Origin of the sequence: Nostoc sp. WHI (genome assembly GCF_015714725.1) — a bacterium.
GTDB lineage: Bacteria > Cyanobacteriota > Cyanobacteriia > Cyanobacteriales > Nostocaceae > Nostoc.
In genome coordinates, this window is record NZ_WBKM01000214.1 from 16,425 (window position 1) to 34,401 (window position 17,977).

The 17,977-nt window shown below is 42.9% G+C and carries 15 protein-coding genes; 5 read left to right on the top strand and 10 right to left on the bottom strand.

Translation table 11 applies throughout. The features are described 5' to 3' along the window. Window positions 1-39 precede the first annotated feature (39 nt). Entirely contained in the window at window positions 40-627 is a 588-nt protein-coding gene (locus F8S12_RS21215; RefSeq protein ID WP_196518161.1) for a DUF11 domain-containing protein, read from the bottom strand. A gap of 157 nt (window positions 628-784) precedes the next feature. Beyond that, on the bottom strand, window positions 785-3,331 hold the full coding sequence (locus tag F8S12_RS21220) for a beta strand repeat-containing protein (protein WP_196518163.1): 2,547 nt from the start codon (window positions 3,329-3,331) through the stop codon (window positions 785-787). 579 nt (window positions 3,332-3,910) lie between these two features. On the opposite strand from F8S12_RS21220, the gene cobW reads away from it, so the two are divergent. Continuing rightward, a complete protein-coding gene (gene cobW / locus F8S12_RS21225; protein WP_196518165.1) occupies window positions 3,911-4,951 on the top strand; it encodes a cobalamin biosynthesis protein CobW in 1,041 nt (346 codons plus the stop codon). Between the two features lie 135 nt (window positions 4,952-5,086). Then, a complete protein-coding gene (locus tag F8S12_RS21230; RefSeq protein WP_196518169.1) occupies window positions 5,087-5,569 on the top strand; it encodes an ABA4-like family protein in 483 nt (160 codons plus the stop codon). 28 nt (window positions 5,570-5,597) lie between these two features. Here the strand turns inward: F8S12_RS21230 and F8S12_RS21235 are convergent, their stop codons facing one another. The 4 genes from F8S12_RS21235 to F8S12_RS21250 are packed head-to-tail and all read right to left on the bottom strand — an operon-like array spanning window position 5,598 to window position 8,132. Beyond that, on the bottom strand, window positions 5,598-6,047 hold the full coding sequence (locus tag F8S12_RS21235; protein WP_196518171.1) for an SRPBCC family protein: 450 nt from the start codon (window positions 6,045-6,047) through the stop codon (window positions 5,598-5,600). A gap of 19 nt (window positions 6,048-6,066) precedes the next feature. Then, entirely contained in the window at window positions 6,067-6,255 is a 189-nt protein-coding gene (locus tag F8S12_RS21240; protein ID WP_012411100.1) for a CPXCG motif-containing cysteine-rich protein, read from the bottom strand. 11 nt (window positions 6,256-6,266) lie between these two features. Continuing rightward, window positions 6,267-7,913 (bottom strand): B12-binding domain-containing radical SAM protein, encoded by a 1,647-nt coding sequence (locus tag F8S12_RS21245; RefSeq protein ID WP_196518174.1) that lies wholly within the window; start codon window positions 7,911-7,913, stop codon window positions 6,267-6,269. Window positions 7,914-7,934: 21 nt separating this feature from the next. Next, window positions 7,935-8,132: a SemiSWEET transporter gene (locus tag F8S12_RS21250; RefSeq protein WP_230968172.1), complete on the bottom strand. Its 198-nt coding sequence runs from the start codon at window positions 8,130-8,132 to the stop codon at window positions 7,935-7,937. Between F8S12_RS21250 and F8S12_RS40800 the strand changes: the two genes are divergently transcribed. Continuing rightward, window positions 8,059-8,274: a hypothetical protein gene (locus F8S12_RS40800; protein ID WP_230968173.1), complete on the top strand. Its 216-nt coding sequence runs from the start codon at window positions 8,059-8,061 to the stop codon at window positions 8,272-8,274. The two genes, F8S12_RS21250 and F8S12_RS40800, sit on opposite strands and share 74 nt — an antisense overlap. A gap of 37 nt (window positions 8,275-8,311) precedes the next feature. On the opposite strand, the gene F8S12_RS21255 is transcribed toward F8S12_RS40800, so the two are convergent. Beyond that, window positions 8,312-8,767 carry a DUF29 domain-containing protein gene (locus F8S12_RS21255; RefSeq protein WP_196518178.1) on the bottom strand — a complete coding sequence of 152 codons (456 nt, stop codon included), beginning with the start codon at window positions 8,765-8,767 and terminating at the stop codon, window positions 8,312-8,314. Window positions 8,768-9,130: 363 nt separating this feature from the next. Between F8S12_RS21255 and F8S12_RS21260 the strand changes: the two genes are divergently transcribed. Further along, entirely contained in the window at window positions 9,131-9,886 is a 756-nt protein-coding gene (locus F8S12_RS21260; protein WP_196518180.1) for a metallophosphoesterase family protein, read from the top strand. A 41-nt stretch (window positions 9,887-9,927) separates the two neighbouring features. Here F8S12_RS21260 and F8S12_RS21265 read toward each other — a convergent pair whose 3' ends face one another. Beyond that, the gene (locus F8S12_RS21265) at window positions 9,928-10,791 is read right to left on the bottom strand and encodes a M48 family metallopeptidase (RefSeq protein WP_196518182.1); all 864 of its coding nucleotides are present in this window, start codon (window positions 10,789-10,791) and stop codon (window positions 9,928-9,930) included. A gap of 382 nt (window positions 10,792-11,173) precedes the next feature. Between F8S12_RS21265 and F8S12_RS21270 the strand changes: the two genes are divergently transcribed. Then, window positions 11,174-11,704 carry a DUF4330 domain-containing protein gene (locus F8S12_RS21270; protein WP_196518184.1) on the top strand — a complete coding sequence of 177 codons (531 nt, stop codon included), beginning with the start codon at window positions 11,174-11,176 and terminating at the stop codon, window positions 11,702-11,704. Window positions 11,705-11,970: 266 nt separating this feature from the next. On the opposite strand, the gene F8S12_RS21275 is transcribed toward F8S12_RS21270, so the two are convergent. Beyond that, window positions 11,971-12,681, bottom strand: a complete 711-nt coding sequence (locus F8S12_RS21275; RefSeq protein WP_196518186.1) for a PEP-CTERM sorting domain-containing protein — start codon at window positions 12,679-12,681, stop codon at window positions 11,971-11,973. A gap of 160 nt (window positions 12,682-12,841) precedes the next feature. Beyond that, complete coding sequence (locus F8S12_RS21280; RefSeq protein WP_196518189.1) at window positions 12,842-17,878, bottom strand: choice-of-anchor I family protein; 5,037 nt, start codon at window positions 17,876-17,878, stop codon at window positions 12,842-12,844. Window positions 17,879-17,977: the final 99 nt, after the last annotated feature.

Below are 17,977 nucleotides of genomic sequence, written 5' to 3' on the forward strand. Positions count from 1 at the left end.
CTTTTGCGAGTAAGGAAGGTGTTTCCGCATCCTTTTCAATCAGCGCACTTGGGTTTGATAAGTCGCCTTGACTATTGCCTTTGCTGCAAGTGACGGAATTTGCAAACGGATGTGAGTGTAAGCAATGGCTGGTGCTGGTTTTGTTTCCACTTTGCCGTCAGGAAGAGTAACTTTAACAGTGGGATTTTCGACAAAGCTACGCCCGCCATCAATGCTGTAAATAACTTTGGCATTGTTGGCGACATTGGTAGACTTCAGCACGTAGACCATTCCTTTAGGAATAGGTTGATTAAGAGTCAAATTCTTTACTAGGCGATCGCTCTTATTTTCACCAATCAAGGTATAGCGCAGCACATCTCCTGGTCGTACCATAACTTGACCTTTCAAAGGTTCCCATTTCTGGCTTTGCTTACCTTGTTGATCCTGTGCCACCACTTGCTTTTCTGCTTCTAAACGCAATTGTATTTGCCCTTGATTTTTGACATTTTGAGCGATCGCACTTCCTGACTGCCATACATTTGCGATTCCCGGAATTTGATCGATAAATGGGACTGTAGCAATGAGAGCGATGGCTCCGCCAACGCCAAAGGCGAACGCTCCTAAACCTGCAAAAGAAAGATGCTTCATATCAATAACCTTAAAAAACCTTCACGATGTCGATTGCTAATTTATCTTTCCCTGTTTTTGCTGGAAAATAATCAGTTCGTAGTTGGGACTAAAGCGCCAACTACGAACACAGCCTAAGCACTACCTCTCTTTGCTTGCAAAGAGGAGGCAAAACTATCTAGTTAACCTTGCGTTGGAAGGTAAATGTTCTTTGAACACCTGGTGCAACCTGACCAGTACCCGTATCTACATACTTGGTAACATCAGTGTTCACCGTGGTTCCGGTTTGGTCTATACCAGAGGTGTTGGCAGGATTCCCACTGAAGAATTGGATAGTTGCAGCCCCAGAATCTTTAGCTGAACCGACGATATTGCTGGTATCAATTTGACCACTAGCATCGTTGTCTAACGCCCAGTTGTTGGGGGATTGAGTACCATCCTCGGTAATCACAACCTTGTCAGCATTCAAGATCACATTGCCTGTTCCAGATTGAGGATCGGAAATATTCTGATACCGAATCTGGTACTCAATAATATTCCCCGGAGCAGGTACTCTTGGTACATCAGCAACACCTGGATTCGGATCAATACTGTTAAAAGCTGGTGTTGATTCAAAGTCGTCTTGACCTGTACCAACTGCTGGCCCTGTTCCTGGCAGAACTCGCGACACTTTCACCAGTTTCAAAAAGCCAGTATACACACGATCTATGGTGATGTTTTGACTATCAGATGTACCATCATTATTGGTATCAATAGAAGCAGTGATAGGTACTGGGAAGCCTCTGTTAATATCAGTTGAGAGGGCAGTACCGCTTGGCAGATCAATTTCTACACCATAGTTAATACTTGCACCACCAGCAACGTTGGTAATTGTGATTGGTGTAGGGGGCCCTGTAAATGTTCCATTAGTGTAGGTATACACAGCAGAAGTACTACCAAAGGTAAGAGTTACCTTGGTTCCATTTGGTAAATCTCCAGGAATTGCTGGGATCGTTGGCACTAGTGTGATAGTGCCTGGGTTAGTCCCACTGTTCTGAATTGTATTGGTGAATCCAACTGGTGATGGGTCAAGTGTAGTACCAGGAACTGTCCCAGCCGGAATGAGGGAAGATTTATTAGTAAAGTCATCGTTAGTCTGACCCGATGGCCCAGTAGCATTTGGTGCATTTTGCGGCCCGTTGAGTATCGCCGAAGCAACAGACGTTTGCAGTGTAAAGATGTTTGCTTCACCGCCTACTGAACCATCACCACTGTTATTGTTACTTGGGTCAGTTCCTGTTTCTGGAGATGTTGGGTTATTAATATAGCCGTCATCAACATTGCCAGGTGGTAGAGTATCAGGAACACCATCATTATTGGTATCTGTACCCGAAGGAGGGTTCATACTGCCTGGGGGGCCGTCGTAGTTGCTGGGATTTTGGTCACCAGATTCGTCGTATACAGGGAAATTATTAGTGGGGGTTTGACCAAACAATTGGGCAATGTTGGCAATGGTCAAGGGTGAAATTGCAGTTGCTTCTACGGCAAGCTGAATTGAGAAGCCACTGACTGTTGTACCAGGAGCGATAGAAGTAAGTGTAGCTGGCTTATTGATAAAACCAACGCGGGTTACACCTGCGAGTGTGTCAGCGCCTTGCAAGGGAAAGGTTTTCCAATTAACTGTATTGGCATCAGTTGTGACCGGATCTGTCGTGTAGACTGCTTGCCAATTGGGAGGCGAAGTTGGTGCAACTGCCAAGTCTGTACCCGCAGGAATCGCGTCAGAAAGCAAGATATAAGTGCCAAATACATTATCAACATTGATGTTTGTACCAGTCAAAGCGGCTGGGGTAATTCCTTGTCCTGTGGGATCATTGGATTCAACTCGCAAACTCAAATCGTAGGTCAGCTTGTCATCCGTGATTGCCGTTGTGGCAGCATTGTTGTAACCACTGCGAATTTTAAGAATGGTGGCTAAAGCGAATGTCTTCAGCGTTGCAGCCACCTTAATTTGCTGAGTGGCGCTAGCTTCACGAGTACCATTAATCGGTACGCCATTTACCTCAGTTGCAACACTACCATCGGGGTTATCTACGGTGTAAACGTCACCACCATCTGGATTTCGCAATTGGTTCTGAGCATCACCAGGGGTTTCACCAAAGGTAACGGTAATTATGTCATTGGCTTGAGCACCGGCTTGGACGGTAACTGGCACACGCACTAATACACTACCACCAGGTGCGATCGAGGGTATAATTACCTCAGTAGCAGTGATATTTTGCCAAGTTGTGCCACCGTCAGTGCTGTATTGCAAACTATTAGCTACACCACCATTAGGCAAAGTGCCAGAAACTGTTCCAGGGCCGGTTGTTTGAGCTAAGTTAGGAACCCGGAATTGGGTTGGGTCGTTACCTACGTTTGTCAAAGTGTAGGTGTAAACAAGTAAATCACCAACTCCAACATTACCGCCATTGTTATCTGTGACTCCAGATGCAGTGACAGTGATACCAGCAACCTCTGCCACAGTTACAGTCACAGTGTTAGAAGTGGCGTTAATTGTTGTCCCTGGATTGTTAGGGTCTTCGTAGGTAGCAGTTGCCGTGTTGCTGATGGATGTACCCGCAGTAGTTCCATCAGCTAGTACAGGAGCGATAAGTTGGAAAAGGCTACCAGTTAATAATGCTGTTGCTACTAAGGATTGATAACACTGGCGTTGGTTATTGACAGATTTACTTTGTTTTATCATAGGAGTAATTTGTTTACTAGCTGGACTTGTAGCCTGAGTTTTGAGGCATAACAAAGTTCGGCAATTCTCTAAAGAACTACCGATCGCATCAGATCAAAACCCTAAAGTTTTGGAAATGCGTGTTTGATAAGTTAAATAACTGACCTACCTCAAAAATATACTGATATCACACGTAGAAATAAATTCCTGTTTTATTCACGCTATGCCTTGGGAATCAAGGTATAGCGTGAATATGGGTAATTTATTCTTGCGTTTTATCTACCTACTCATTGATTTAAGTGATAATGTAACTTTTGCATCAGAAGAAAGTCTTCAGTATAAATAAGTAATTTCTCTAATATAATATGCGTATGTTAGAGTATACAAAAATACTAAAACATTGAAGCGTACATGGAAATCCGGTTTCATTAATGAAAAGTTTTTAAGATAAACCCAAACTTAATGGCAACGGCAATATTTTGAGGTTTTCCATAGACTTTCAGCTTAAAATAACTAAGTCAATCTTCAAACCAAGCTTAATCTCAGTATTTAAGTTTGTAACCCGTGAAACTTACCATACTGAGAAAGTCAGGCAAAAATATGGCTGCAAAAATTCCTGTCACAGTGATTACAGGCTTTTTAGGTAGTGGAAAAACCAGCCTAATTCGCCACCTGCTACAAAACAACCAAGGACGCCGCATTGCTGTTTTAGTCAACGAATTTGGCGAACTCGGTATTGATGGCGAATTGTTAAAATCCTGTCAAGTTTGCCCGGAAGATGGTGAGGGCGACAGTAATATTTTTGAATTAACCAACGGCTGCTTATGCTGCACCGTGCAAGAAGAGTTTTACCCGACGATGCAAGAGTTAATCAAGCGGCGAGATAGCATCGACTGCATTTTGATTGAAACCTCTGGTTTAGCCTTGCCAAAACCGCTAGTGAAGGCTTTTCGCTGGCAGGAAATTCGTAACGCCGCCACTGTAGATGCAGTAATTACCGTAGTAGATTGTGCGGCGGTAGCGGCGGGGACATTTGCTAGCGATCCGGAGGCGATCGCAGCCCAGCGACAAGCGGATGATAGTCTAGAACACGAAACACCCTTACAAGAATTGTTTGAAGACCAACTTGCTTGTGCAGATTTAGTGGTGTTGAATAAAATTGATTTGGTAGATGCCGAGACAAAAGCTAGAGTTGAGGAATTAATTAAACAAGAGTTGCCCAGAGTGGTGAAGATTGTCGAGAGCGATCGTTCTCAACTGGACGCATCTATATTATTAGGATTCCAAGCCGCAGTCGAAGACAATTTAGATAGCCGTCCCAGTCATCACGATACTGAAGAAGATCACAACCACGATGAAGAGATTACTTCAGCTAATCTAATTTTGGATCGTGCTTTTGACCCAGAAAAACTGCAACAACAGTTGGAAATATTGGCACAACAACAAGAAATTTACCGGATTAAAGGCTTTGTCGCAGTGCCAAACAAATCTATGCGTTTAGTCATGCAGGGCGTAGGAACCCGATTTGATAAATTTTACGATCGCCCCTGGAAACCAGATGAGGCTAGGCAAACTCGCTTAGTTTTCATCGGTCGTAATTTGAAATCCTCAGAAATTGAATCGCAGCTAGTAGCTTTATAAGTTAAGAGTTAGGAGTTATGAAGTATTGCTTAATTCAAAAATAAAAAACAATGCTAATCGTTTAAAACTTTTAATTCATAACTCCTTAACCATAACTTTTCTTTCCTAACTTATCACTTCTAACTTGATCAAACTATGACTATTTCTCAACTATTTAACATTGCCAATGTTTTCGTCTTGCCTTTTTGGGCTTTGATGATTTTATTGCCAAATTGGAAAGTGACACGGCAGATAATGGAATCATATCTGCCCTTTGTGCTGTTAGCAGGAGCGTATTTGTATTTATTCATCAACAGCGTTACGCCAGAAAACGCCCAAGATTTCTCAAATATACAATTAGCTGATGTTGCGCGACTTTTTGCAGATGAAAAAGTCGCAGCAACGGGTTGGATTCATTTTTTGGTGATGGATTTATTTGTTGGTCGCTGGATTTATTGGGAAGGGCAAAAAACAGGTATTTGGACAATTCATTCTCTCACATTCTGTTTGTTTGCTGGGCCTTTAGGATTACTGTCTCACATCTTGACTGACTGGATTACTAAGACATTTTTTCCTAAGTTTCAGCGTAACGAAACGGTGACGGTAGCAGAAAAAGCTACGTCATCATCTGAAACATAATAGTGGGGTAGTACAGATGTAATTAGGCTTAATATAACTCGCACTCCCGTTTCGTCACATAGTGGCGGTAGCGAAACATAGCTTCTAATTGCGCTTGCACTAACCAACCGCCAACAAATTCAACTGTTACTCCGCCAGGCATAGAAAAGGAGATAGCATCAGTCAGCCTGGTTTTGCCATCTTCCGGTTCAAATTCATGTCGATGTACCCAAGACTCAAAAGGGCCAGATATCTGTTCGTCGGTAAACAGGCGATATTTTTCACATTCAGTATGACGTGCTAGCCAAGTTAAGGGTAATGGGGTGATAAATAGACGAAATTCTGTAATTGCGCCCACAGCAAGCCCCCCCTCACGACGAACTATTTGGACTGGTTGCCAAGGTGGATTCAGCAGTTGCAAAATATCTGGCCTTTCATGAAACTTCCAAACTACTTCTGGTGAGGCATTAATTACTGAGGAATGTTTAAAGTACAGCATGGAAAGAAAAACCTAAAATTCAACTTTCGGATTCGGTATCAATCTCGATATCTAGAGTATCTTCATCAACCCGCACATACAAAATATTTGGGTTACAGCAAACTTGACAATCTTCAACGTAAGATTGCTGTCCTCCAGCGCTCAAATCAATAAAAGTTAAGTTCGGTTCGCCGCAATAGGCGCAGTAATACTCAGCTGTGTTTTGCATCAAGTTTTCAGCTATGAATTCAATGGCTGTAATTCTTTTGGGGATGGGTTGATATAACTCTTAGCATCAGCCAAATGCTTTAGTAGTGTAGACTGTGGCAGAGGCCCTTGCAAGTGGCTCCAGGGTAATACTTGTTCTGTAGACCAATCAGCGTGGACATAGAAATCTAAGTCGGGGATTTGTCCTTTGAGTTGTTTGAAAGCACGTTTGTAGCTACCCAAGGATTCGCCAAAGTTACGAGTAAGTTCGAGGAGTTTGGAGAGTCTACGATCGCCTCTTGATAACAAAGCTTGTATTATTGACCAATTATAGCTTTCTGGGCGAAATTCTATCCCCTGTGGTTTCAGATGTTTTTGCAAAAACTGCAACCGTTTTTCTGCTTGACGATTCACCCCAAACCATTGAAATGGTGTGTGTGCTTTGGGTACAAAGGTGCTGCATCCAAATGTTAAGCGCAATCCCGGTGCAGCTTTTTTGATACTACGCATCATTGCCACGGTTTCCTCTAAATCCTCTGGTTCCTCGCCAGGAATTCCTGCCATCCCGTAGAGTTTCAGGCTTTTTAATCCCCCAGTTTTGGCATTTACGGCTGCTTGGATAATTTCGTCATTATGCAGCTTTTTGTTGATAATTTGCCGGATTTTTTCGGAACCACTTTCTACTGCAATGGTAAGCGATCGCGTGTCCCGTTTTGTCAAAGTTTCTGCTAACTTGACTGTTACAGTATTGGTTCGCACTGAGGCGATACTAAGACGGACATCATCATACTTTGGCTGACTAATATAATCTAGCAAAGTCTCAAATTCGGGATGTTGAGTTACTGAAGCCCCTAATAATCCTAGCCGATTTGTAACTTGTAAACCTTTTTCAATGGCTGGAATTAATGAACCTTCAAGACTCGCTGTTCTAAAAGGTAATGTGAGATAACTCGCCAGACAGAAGCGGCACATTTCTGGACAACTTCTCACTACTTCCACCATGTAGATATTTTCCCATGCCGCTTTTTCGGTGACTACAGTTGAAGCTGATAAGGTATCTCCCCGGTAGGTTTGCTTTTGCACCACTGCGGGAATTTCTGTGGAAATAGGCTTAATTGACTTGACTTCACCATCTATTGTGTGATATTCCACCTCATACAAACTGGGAACATAAATTCCTGGGATTTGTGCAAGTCTTTTTAGTTGAGTTGTTCTTGAGGCATTTCTTACTTCTTTATACGCCTCAATGAAATTCCCTAGCAGGTTTTCGCCATCTCCTAACAAAATTACATCAAAAAAATCTGCAAATGGTTCGGGATTAGCAGTGAGAACTGGCCCACCACCAAAAATTATTGGATGAGAATCATCACGAGAATTTGCCCGAATGGGAATTTCTAGAGATTCTAGTAAGTTTAAAATATTTACATAATCCAGTTCCCAAGAAATAGAAAATCCGACTATTTCCGGCGTTCTGGGGAGTTGTTCATGAGTATCGGTAAACAGGCGACTCACTTGCACATCATTACGGGTTGCTAAAGTTGCCCACACCACCTGATAGCCAAGGCTAGTAATACCGACGCTGTACTCATTGGGAAAGGCGAAAATCACTGGTATAGCGTCGTTGTTAGGGGTGCTAGGGGTGAATAGCAAACGTTCAGAATCAAATACAGATGATGTCACAGGTGTTTGTTAGAGGCAAGTTTATCTATATTTAATTTTAAGCCATAGAAGAATGAAGTTAAAAACCAATGTCACGCCGTTAGCGAGAATAATCGGTAAGGATTGTAGATATATTCCATAAATTAACCACAAAAAAATGCCAGTTATGAATGTAACCAGTGTCACCAAAGAAACATCTTTTGCTGATTTTGTTTGCCACGTTTTAAACATCTGTGGCAAAAAAGAGATTGTGGTTAGTGTGGCGGCAGCTAATCCTAAAATTGTTAAGAAATCCATGTTTAATTATTTATATTTTCTATTAGTCCAGGCAACTGAACTTAGTTTGTGTAGTAGCGAATTTTATTTGCCCAATACTTTTTAAATATCCTCTTATGCCGAGCGGAAAAAATAGTAATTTTTTATTTAAATGTATTTAAAACTAAGAAGTTTGGGTCAAGAATCTGCTCAATTGTAAATAGACATTCATCGGGAAAATCTTCTATAGATTTTTGAATTTCTTTAGCTGCGTCTCGACAAGCACGTCGATAGTATTTTTGTATCCACAACGAATCTTGAAGAAAACGCTGTAAACTGGGAGTATCTTCCAAACAATCTTGAATTTGATCTCGGCAGTTTGACAGTGTGTTATCCCAGCTTTTGATTCTTCGCTCAGGCTGATACTGGCATTTAAGCAAGTGCATTAACAGCACCTGTAAATAGCTGCCGAGTTCCTTCTGTTCACTGCGACCCAAAGCCTCTAATTCCTCTACCAAGTGTTCAATGTCCAACTCAGCCCAATGTCCTTTCTTCAAGTACTCGGCTTGTTGTTGTGTCCACAACAGAAAGTCTTGGTCGTAGCTCGTTGCCTGACTCATCAACGATCGCCCTTCTCTGCTTAATGCAACGCTGTACTAGACATCTTACACCGTTGAGCGATCGCTACAACAGCCTAACAACAATATTCCCGACTTATTTAAGAAGTCGGGAGTCTATTACCAGATCACGCTATTAGCAAGAATAATCGGTAAAAATTGGAGATAATTTCCCTATATTAACCACAAAAAAAGACCGATCATAAATGTAATTAGCATGACAAAAGAAAACTCATTAAAAGCGATTTCTACGGGGAACAATTAAATTAAAATAAAACTTATCCAGTATTTTTACCTTTCACTACGGAAACCAGACAGCTTAAACTGTAGCAGAAGTATTAGCCAAAATTATTAAAGCTAAGAATAATGAGCGAAAATAGCCCCAGACGAATTGTAATTGGGGATGTGCATGGTCACTATGAAGGTTTGATGACATTGTTGGAGGCGATCGCCCCCACCTCGGACGATAAAATCTATTTTCTGGGAGACTTAATTGATCGTGGCCCCAATAGCGCACAAGTAGTTGATTTTGTCAAACGAAGTAACTACCCCTGTTTGCTGGGAAATCATGAGCAAATGCTATTAAACATTTTGACCAATGAAAGGACTACCTCCTCGACGATGCAAGCATGGTTGTATGGTGGAGGGCAAGCTACGGTAGCCAGTTATCACGAGGCTACAATCCCCGACGACCATGTAGATTGGTTAAAAGCTTTGCCTACGTATCTTGACTTAGGAGATATTTGGTTAACTCATGCTGGTGTTGACCCTTCCAAGTCTGTAGTAGAACAAACTGCCGATCAACTTTGCTGGATACGAGAGGAATTTCACAGTATCGAAAAACCCTACTTCCCAGATAAGCAAATTATCATCGGTCATACTATTACCTTTACTTTGCCAGGTGTTTCTCCTGGTAAACTGGCACAAGGACAGGGATGGCTAGACATAGATACTGGCGCTTATCATCCCCGGAGTGGCTGGTTAACTGGACTGGATGTAACAAATAACTTGGTTTATCAAGTTAACATTTTTAAAGACCACCTCCGTATTCTGCCCTTAGAAGAGGTGGTAATTACCATTGATCCAGCTAAAGTCAAGGTTGATCGCCGTAATAAGAATTAAGCAACATTCGAGATCAGGGGGAATAACCAATACCAATGACCTCAAGACCTCGCTAATGGTCGAATATTAGCTCTATAACTAGCACCATCTAAGCCATAATTTCCATTACTTGGTTGGGATTGAATTGCACTTCTGAGGCCATTAATGCGATCGCTGGTTCCGGGATGCGTACTCAAGAATGTCGGCACAGAACCACCCTTTTTCAGCAGCTTTTGCATAAAAGAAACCACCCCAGACTGGGCATAACCAGCGCGTGTCAGAGTTCTTAAGCCTCTTTTATCGGCATCAAATTCATCTTGACGACTGCGGGGACGATTTAAAGCAAGTTCTACACCAATGCCCACGGCTGTATTGCGATCTAAACCAGTTGCGGTTGCTAAACCACTAGCGATCGCTTTTTGCCGCATCTGTTTAACCAGGTGTTTCCCGCCAATGTGACCAATTTCATGGGCAATGACACTTGCGAGTTCCGCTTCATTATCTGCGGCCTTCAATAAACCCGTGTGGACGTATACATAACCTCCTAAAGTAGCAAAGGCATTAACAGCATTATCGTCAACTACTTGGAAAGTAAAGGGAAGATTGGGGCGATCGCTATTAGCTGCTAAACGCCGGCCAATTTGTTCTACATAGCTATTAACTTCAGAATTCCGGTAAAGTTTGACTTGACTTCCTAGTATTTCTTGATTAATCTGCTTACCAATATCAGTTTCCTGGCGATCGGACATATTAGAAAGCTGAAATACTTGGACTCCCTGCAATATAAGAGGCAAGAAGTCTAAAGTTCTTCCAGGCAAGGGTGTACTCAGGCACAGACTCAGGGCGACTACCACCGAAATTAGGGGATAAAACCAGCGACGCCGCCACATACGGTAATTTGTAACAAAACCTTTCCAGTTGAACATAATACGCTTTGAAGATTATTTCGGGAGAATATAAAAATGATCAGACAAATTATCAGACGGATTTAAAGTATTCTAAGTTGCATTCTTAACTCAATACCAAAGAAGTTGTTATACAGTTAATGCTTACGCAAATTTACCGAAGTACAGGGGACTAAGGATTCCCTCTGGAGATAGAGGATAAAATAGGGAAATCTAGAAACACTTAACAGGTAAAAGTTTGAGGGTTATTACCGCCGCTCGGAACTTACGAACTCGTGATAAACTGTCGCATAACCGCAACCCCCGGATGCTTTAAGTTATTACCAAATAGAGAAAATTGCCGTTCCCCTCGAAAACCTTCTTGTTACAATCAATTACTTTGCTATTACCTCAGAAAATTTTTATGGCTATTTTAGATTCAAAAGGTCGCTTGTTCGGCAAAATCAACCTCCTAGATTTAGGTGCTGCGCTGGTAATTTTGCTAGTTATATTTGGCATTTTTGTCTTTCCTGGCACTTCTGGTTCTGTTGCCCAGGTTGGTGCGAAAACAGTACCCGTAGAAGTAGACTTAGTAGTTCGTGGTTTGAATGTACGTAATCCTGAGCAATTATTTGACAACGGCTTAAAAAAAGGCGGAAAAACTAATGTAATTATCCGCAATCAACCCTATGGACAGATTGAGATTAAATCTGTTCAAGAGCTACCTAGAACAGTCAATGTTTTCCAACCTGATGGCACAGTTAAAGAATTGCCAGATCCAAAGGCCAACAATTTTAGTACAGATATGCTTTTGACCTTAGAAGGTAAAGCCCAACGCACTGAAAGCGGACTAGTTCTAGGTAGCAGTAAAGTGAAAATTGGTATGCCATTTGAGTTAGAAGGCTTTAACTACAACTTCAATGCAACTGTTATTGATATCAGATTTGACAAATAGCATTCACATTTTCCCCATTGCCTCCCGTTTTGGAAGTTCCAAGTTTCCTATAAAAGAAGGGAGAGATAAACTCTCTCCCTAACGATTTTTATTATTCCTATTTGCCGGAAATTTTCTTTTTTAGATATCTCAAATCATGTCCGCCAAATCACCCATAATAAACAGTTTGTAGTGGGGACTTCAGTCCCCAAAGCTAGGACTCAAGTCCTGACTACGAACGAACATTTTTATTCAGCTTGATTAGCCGCATATCATATTGCTCATACTCATGCTTGATTGCGTAACCGCTTTACCATTCGAGTACTGAACCCCAGCGCTACTAACAAACCCATCATTGTCGCTGGTTCTGGCACTTCTTGAATATTGGCATTACTTACCTTGAAGGCTGATGTAGTGCCAGGATCATCTAAGTCCACTACTCCAAGAGCCACGGTGTAATTTTTAGAACTATTGAAGGTATAAGTAAAGGAATTAACCCCTGTTTCTCGATTGAAGAAACTAGAGCCGTTAGTTGCATTTGTGATGTCAGCCAGCTTGGTTACAGTCCCATCTACCACAAGAAAAGCAAAATCATTATAGGTGCTTTCGTTAGTAAGGAAATTCCAATTGAAGTTGAATTTCTCGCCAGCTTGAGCAAGATATGTGGATTTGATAGCAGACCCTTCCCATGCGAAACCATTGATATCTAGAGCATCAGAATTAACGCCCAGGAAGCTTTGCAAAGATCCAAAAGCATCCCCAGCTGGAATACCTGAGAAACTGAATGTACCAGAAGTAGCAGGAAAATCATCTGCCACCAGACCATCATTAGATAGATTAGTCTGACCTAAACCAGGAGTAGTAACATCACCAAATGTTTCCCAACTGCTGAAATCTATACTAACAGCTTGGGAAGGAGTAGCAGTAATTGTGAAACTTGCAAGGGTGATGAAACTTGCAGTTAGAGTTGAACGCTTGATGAATGTAAAATTTGACATTGGCTGACTTTTTTAGATGTAGGTAATTAAAAACTTGTACTCGTTGCCAAAGTAAATATGGCAAAATTGCATTGAGGCGATCGCTTTTCAGTACTTTGTCAAACTAGTTTTCAGAGGTCGTAATAAGGACTAAAGTCCTTACTACGAACTTGCTCAAAACCTAAAACACGAAGTTGGCAGAGTTAGCTAAAGCAGCTTGCGATACACCCTGGGCACTTATGAGTGGTACAGCACGATATGTAAGCCCTGCTGCACCATCTTGATCAATCAAAATATTGGTGTTGTTAGCCTGAGTACTAAAGCCCAAATAGCCCTGTGCCGTTGCAGTTGCATAGTTAAGGCTATCGAGGTTGAGACTTTGGAACAATTGGGTGAAAACAATCTTGTCAATACCTGGAGTAAAGTCAGCGATTGTATCCCGCCCATCCCGGAGGCTGGTATAAACAAACTGGTCACTACCAGCACCACCCGTAAGGTTATCTGCTCCCTGATAACCAGTGATGATATCATTGCCAGATGAGCCAACCAGGTTGTCACGACCAGGTGTACCGTTGATCAAATTTACAGGCAGATTAAACCGAGCCACGCTAGGGTCATGGTCACTATCCTGGTCATAAAATTCGGAGTTGATGTGAACTACATCATACCCATCCAAGTTATTGAGCAAGTTGTTAGTCACCAGAATATGGTCGAGTGTCTGGGCGTTACCTTGAAAATTGTAGGTATAACGCTCATTTTCTGGCAGAGTTTCGATCAAAGTATTCAGTCCACCGCTTTCTAGAGTGCTGAGAGGGTTGGAGAACTCAAAATCATTAAGATCGCCCACTACCGCCACATTGGCATTAGGGTTAATCGCCAAAACACTCTGGACAAAGTTTTTCACCACCGTAGCCTGTTGCTGGCGCTGGATTTCGCTGCTGAGGTTAGGCGGTTGATTTGGGCCAAATAATGGTTGGTCGCCACCTTTGGAATTAAAGTGGTTGGCAACGACAAACACAGTCTGACCGTTGAAAGTAAATTCACCAACTAACGGCTTACGACTGTTAGTAAAGGCGGAGTTAGTCGGGTCAATTAGTCCAGGACTACCAGAAAGGGTAGGAACACCATTGACGTTGGTGACTGTGGTGTTAGAGGTGGAAGTACCACCAGCAATGTCTACAAAGCTGACGCGATTGGGGTTAAACAAGAAGCCCACGCGAATATTTCCACCAGGTTCACCGCCATTGGTATCGTCCACTGGGTTGATTTGGCGGTATTCGTAGGTGGGGCCACCAGCAGCAATAATTGCATCAATTAATGTCTGATATGTGATGTTGGCATCGACTACACTATCATTTTTCGGGCCGTTGTTGTCCTGAATTTCTTCCAGAGAGATGATGTCTGGTGATTTCAGGTTATTGACAATGCGGCCAGCAATGTTGTTAAACTGGACTGCGCCATCACTAGGGTCAAGGTTTTCTACGTTGAAAGTAGCAACTGTCAGTTGATTTGTAGTTGGAGTCAGGTTAGTAACTTCTCTACTCAGAGAACCTGCTGAGGTAACTGTCAGCGAAGTTGGCAGCACTTCGTAGTTGTTGAAATTGTAATCAACTACACCCGTAATCGTGTCAAAAGTAGCACCCACATTTACATCGGGTGAGCCAGAAGTCAACAAAGCTTCATCAATTTGGATGCGTTCTGGATTGAAATCATTGGCGCTGATGACGATACCGCCTCGTGCTGTGCGTCCGGTGGCATTGGCGCCATTATCTGCTAGCACCCAAATTTCCCCAAAAGAATTTGTCGGACTAACTGCCACAGGATTATTTACCTGTACCAGCATCCCTTCTAGACTTTCGTAGAAGTCAATGCCATCTTCAGCCGGGTCAAACAACGTACCAGGGTTTTCGACATTCCCACCCACAGCATCATTATTAATTACTTGGTTGGGAATGACTCTGCCACCATTGCCGAGAATAGTAGCACTTGGCAAAGCATTACCACTGGACAACTTGACGATTGTGGGGCTAGTAATCTGAGTGGTACTAAGGTTATTAGCATTGTTACCTGGGCGAAATTCCGTTACTGTACCGCTAACTTGTACAGAGTCACCAATGGCTACAGTAGGCGCTGACCTGGTGAAAACAAAAATGCCTTCAGAAGTCGCATCGTTAGCATCAGGGTTAGGGTCTTGCAGGTAGAAACCGTTGGAACGTACAGCAGTGACAATTCCTGCTACATCAGTTACCTGTTGACCTTCTAAAGGAGAACGGTGTGCAGTACCTTGGATGTCACTAATGCGAGTGGGTAGATTTACCTCATAGACGGTAACGGTTTTGCTGACCTCGTTGGAGACAACTAGCAAGTTTTTGCCATTGGGGCTATCATTAGCGGCAATAAAAATCAGACCTTCAGGAGCGAAATCACCTGGTTGAGCAGGGGAATACTCGATAAACTGGGGTTTTTCAGGGTTGGTGACTTCATAAACCATCACCCCGCCAACCCGTTCCAAACCGATAAAGGCATAGGTGCGATTATTAATCACAGCTATTGTTACGCCTTCTGGTTCTGGGCCTTTGTTATCACTACGGGTATCAAAACTATTTGTAGCTTCTCCATCGGAATTAAAAAGACTGGGAACTTGTTGAGCAGTAATCTTTTCAAAAGCTGAACCACTGTCGTAAACCAAGTTACCCTGATCGTCCCAGATGGAGAAAGAACGGGTTCCATAAGCGAATAGTTGATCGTAGTCGCCATCACTATCGATATCTCCATCGATTGTGGAAACTGTTAGCCGACCCAGGTTATTTGGCTGTTTGAGTGTCGCCGCATCAGGAAACTGGGTTACATCGAGATTTAATGTACTGACTCGTGCATCATCATCACGGGTATCTCCTTCGTTAGCAGTCACGTAGTATGTACGACCATTTGCGGCAAAGGAAGCGATCGCATCGGGCATAAACAGCCCAAATACCGGCCAATTGCGGATGTTGATCGCACCATCGCGATCGCTGGCATCTAATTCATTTCCTAGTAAACTATGGTTAACAACACCTAGAGGTAAAATTTGGGTGACAGTGGCAGTAGCAACATCCACAACTGCGATCGCATTGTTTTCTTGCAGCGTTACCCAAGCTTGAGTACCATCTTTAGAAAAGGTGATATATTCTGGTTCTGCATCCAGTGAAACCGTTTTACCTGGAGAGATGCGAACACCTTGACTCCTGAGTACATCTTCCTGACCATCAAAGCTGGTAAAGCTAGCTGTAGCGACTGTAGCAGTAGCCGCCCCTTGAGAAACATCAATAATGCTCACAGAACCAATTGGATCAGCACTACCACTGCGTTGTCCTTCGTTGGCGGTGAGAACCTTTGTACCATCGGGGCTGAATGTCACCATGTCGGGTAGTACCCCAACAGTTACGTCATTGATAAATGTGCCAGCAGTGTCATAAAAAACAACCTTGCCAGGGTCAACGCCATTAGCAGCTTCTATAGCAATGGCAACTAAACCGTTTTTAACAGCTACGCTGTTGGCACTAATACCGTAGGCAGAAAGATCAATTGGTGAAAATAGCGTGGGGTTAGTGGGGTCACTGAAATTGAGAATTTGAACATTTGCCGTGCCATCAACAACGAATAATCTTTGAGAAACCGGATCATAGGCAGTAATCTCAGCCCCATTACCGATAAAACCACCAATTTTCCTCAGAGAACCGAAATCGTTATCGGAAATACTAGCGGTAATTGTAGGAATATTGATTCCGTTGTAGCTAGCATCGGTACTGGTTGTCGTGAGAGTAATAGTACTGGAGTGGTTTGACTCGATTATGGCATCATCCACTGCTGTAACTGTTACTGTTTGATCTACGTTCCAGTTAACAGGGGTGAAGGTGAGCGTCGTTACACTCGTTGTCGCTTGGGAGTCAGGGGTAATATTAATTGTGACATTTGCCGATGGTTGACTTCTCAGGATTACCGTGTAGGTGTCCGTTGCACCACCTTCAGCGATATTGGTGCTGCCATCAGATTGAGTGATGATCACACCAGGAGTTGGTGCAGAACTGGTAATGTAAACGCCTGGGTTGCCAACATCACCACCAGTAGAGGTGTAGGAATTTTGGGCATCACCAACAGTAGAAAGCTGCCACGCGGCACTAATATCAGTGGATGTCAGATTTTCTACTTCCGTCCAGGCGCTAAGGTTTTGCGTGCGAACAGTACCCGGAAATCTCTGATCTCCATAGGTGAGGCGATCAATAAGTTGGTTGCTGTTGTCGAACAAGTTGATTTCGTCTTCTCGCCCCAGATTTGCTGTCAGTCCACCGATGAGCTTAACTGTATCAGACAACCCCCAGGCAGCACGGAAGGCTGAATCAGCACTTTCTGCTAAGATAACCGACTCTCCCGGCTGCACAATGCCGAAAGCACTTAGAGCAACTGTACCAGGCGTGCGAGAGTCATCATCGAAACTCCAGCCCGTCATGTCTACTGGATTGCTGCCGAGGTTTGTAAACTCAATGAATTCCTCGTTGCCACCAGAGTACATATACTCGGTAATTTGCACATTGGCGGAAGTACTGGCAGCCGATGATATATTAATGTCATCAATCCCTATCCACTCGTCGTTACCAACGGCGTTCGTGGTGATAATACGCAACTGCACTTGAGATTGATTTTCTGCTGCTATTGGTAATACGGCATTAACTGTAGTAACAAGGTCTGCCAGGTTCGGGCCTGTGCTGGCATCAGCTACGAAGGCAGCAGGGATGTTGATGAAGTTGCCCGATGTGCCAATCCTATACTGCAAAGCTACTGGCACAATAGCGTTGTCTACCGATCCATCGAGATCACGTAGTTTGTATGAAACATTTATATTTGTTACACCCGTAGTATTCAGATGAATTAGCAGAAAGGGTGCATCTGCTGTACCTGAACCATTAAGGGCAACTACTGGGTTAGAGAGTTCAAACTCCGCAACACCACCAGTGTTAAAAGTATTGGGATTAGTTTGGCCAGCATTGACATCTACAGGACTAGATGTGCCATCAGCAACAACTGTTTGCGGATCTACACCTGTAGCAGATGTTAAAGTGTCTCCACGATAGCCAATAATGCTGGAAACACCGCTCCAATCATCATCTATTGTGATTAGTGCTGTATCTGTCCAATCTTGTGTAAAGGCACCTTCAGCCAAGTTATGGTATTGATTCCCCATTTTGGTAAATCTCCAAGTATTTAAAACTTTGTCAGGATAATGCTTGTTTCGGTTCTTTAGTTGGTTAATAACACCATCCATTCTCTAGAGCAGTTAAGC

What these genes read in the sequence shown, in the direction of transcription:
- F8S12_RS40800 (WP_230968173.1), top strand. Translation starts at nt 8,059, where the DNA reads ATGAATGTAACCAGTGTCACCAAAGAAACATCTTTTGCTGATTTTGTT.
- F8S12_RS21240 (WP_012411100.1), bottom strand. Translation starts at nt 6,255, where the DNA reads ATGCAAAACACAGCTGAGTATTACTGCGCCTATTGCGGCGAACCGAAC.
- F8S12_RS21255 (WP_196518178.1), bottom strand. Translation starts at nt 8,767, where the DNA reads ATGAGTCAGGCAACGAGCTACGACCAAGACTTTCTGTTGTGGACACAA.
- F8S12_RS21230 (WP_196518169.1), top strand. Translation starts at nt 5,087, where the DNA reads ATGACTATTTCTCAACTATTTAACATTGCCAATGTTTTCGTCTTGCCT.
- F8S12_RS21235 (WP_196518171.1), bottom strand. Translation starts at nt 6,047, where the DNA reads ATGCTGTACTTTAAACATTCCTCAGTAATTAATGCCTCACCAGAAGTA.
- F8S12_RS21260 (WP_196518180.1), top strand. Translation starts at nt 9,131, where the DNA reads ATGAGCGAAAATAGCCCCAGACGAATTGTAATTGGGGATGTGCATGGT.
- F8S12_RS21265 (WP_196518182.1), bottom strand. Translation starts at nt 10,791, where the DNA reads ATGTTCAACTGGAAAGGTTTTGTTACAAATTACCGTATGTGGCGGCGT.
- cobW (WP_196518165.1), top strand. Translation starts at nt 3,911, where the DNA reads ATGGCTGCAAAAATTCCTGTCACAGTGATTACAGGCTTTTTAGGTAGT.
- F8S12_RS21275 (WP_196518186.1), bottom strand. Translation starts at nt 12,681, where the DNA reads ATGTCAAATTTTACATTCATCAAGCGTTCAACTCTAACTGCAAGTTTC.
- F8S12_RS21270 (WP_196518184.1), top strand. Translation starts at nt 11,174, where the DNA reads ATGGCTATTTTAGATTCAAAAGGTCGCTTGTTCGGCAAAATCAACCTC.
- F8S12_RS21280 (WP_196518189.1), bottom strand. Translation starts at nt 17,878, where the DNA reads ATGGGGAATCAATACCATAACTTGGCTGAAGGTGCCTTTACACAAGAT.
- F8S12_RS21215 (WP_196518161.1), bottom strand. Translation starts at nt 627, where the DNA reads ATGAAGCATCTTTCTTTTGCAGGTTTAGGAGCGTTCGCCTTTGGCGTT.
- F8S12_RS21220 (WP_196518163.1), bottom strand. Translation starts at nt 3,331, where the DNA reads ATGATAAAACAAAGTAAATCTGTCAATAACCAACGCCAGTGTTATCAA.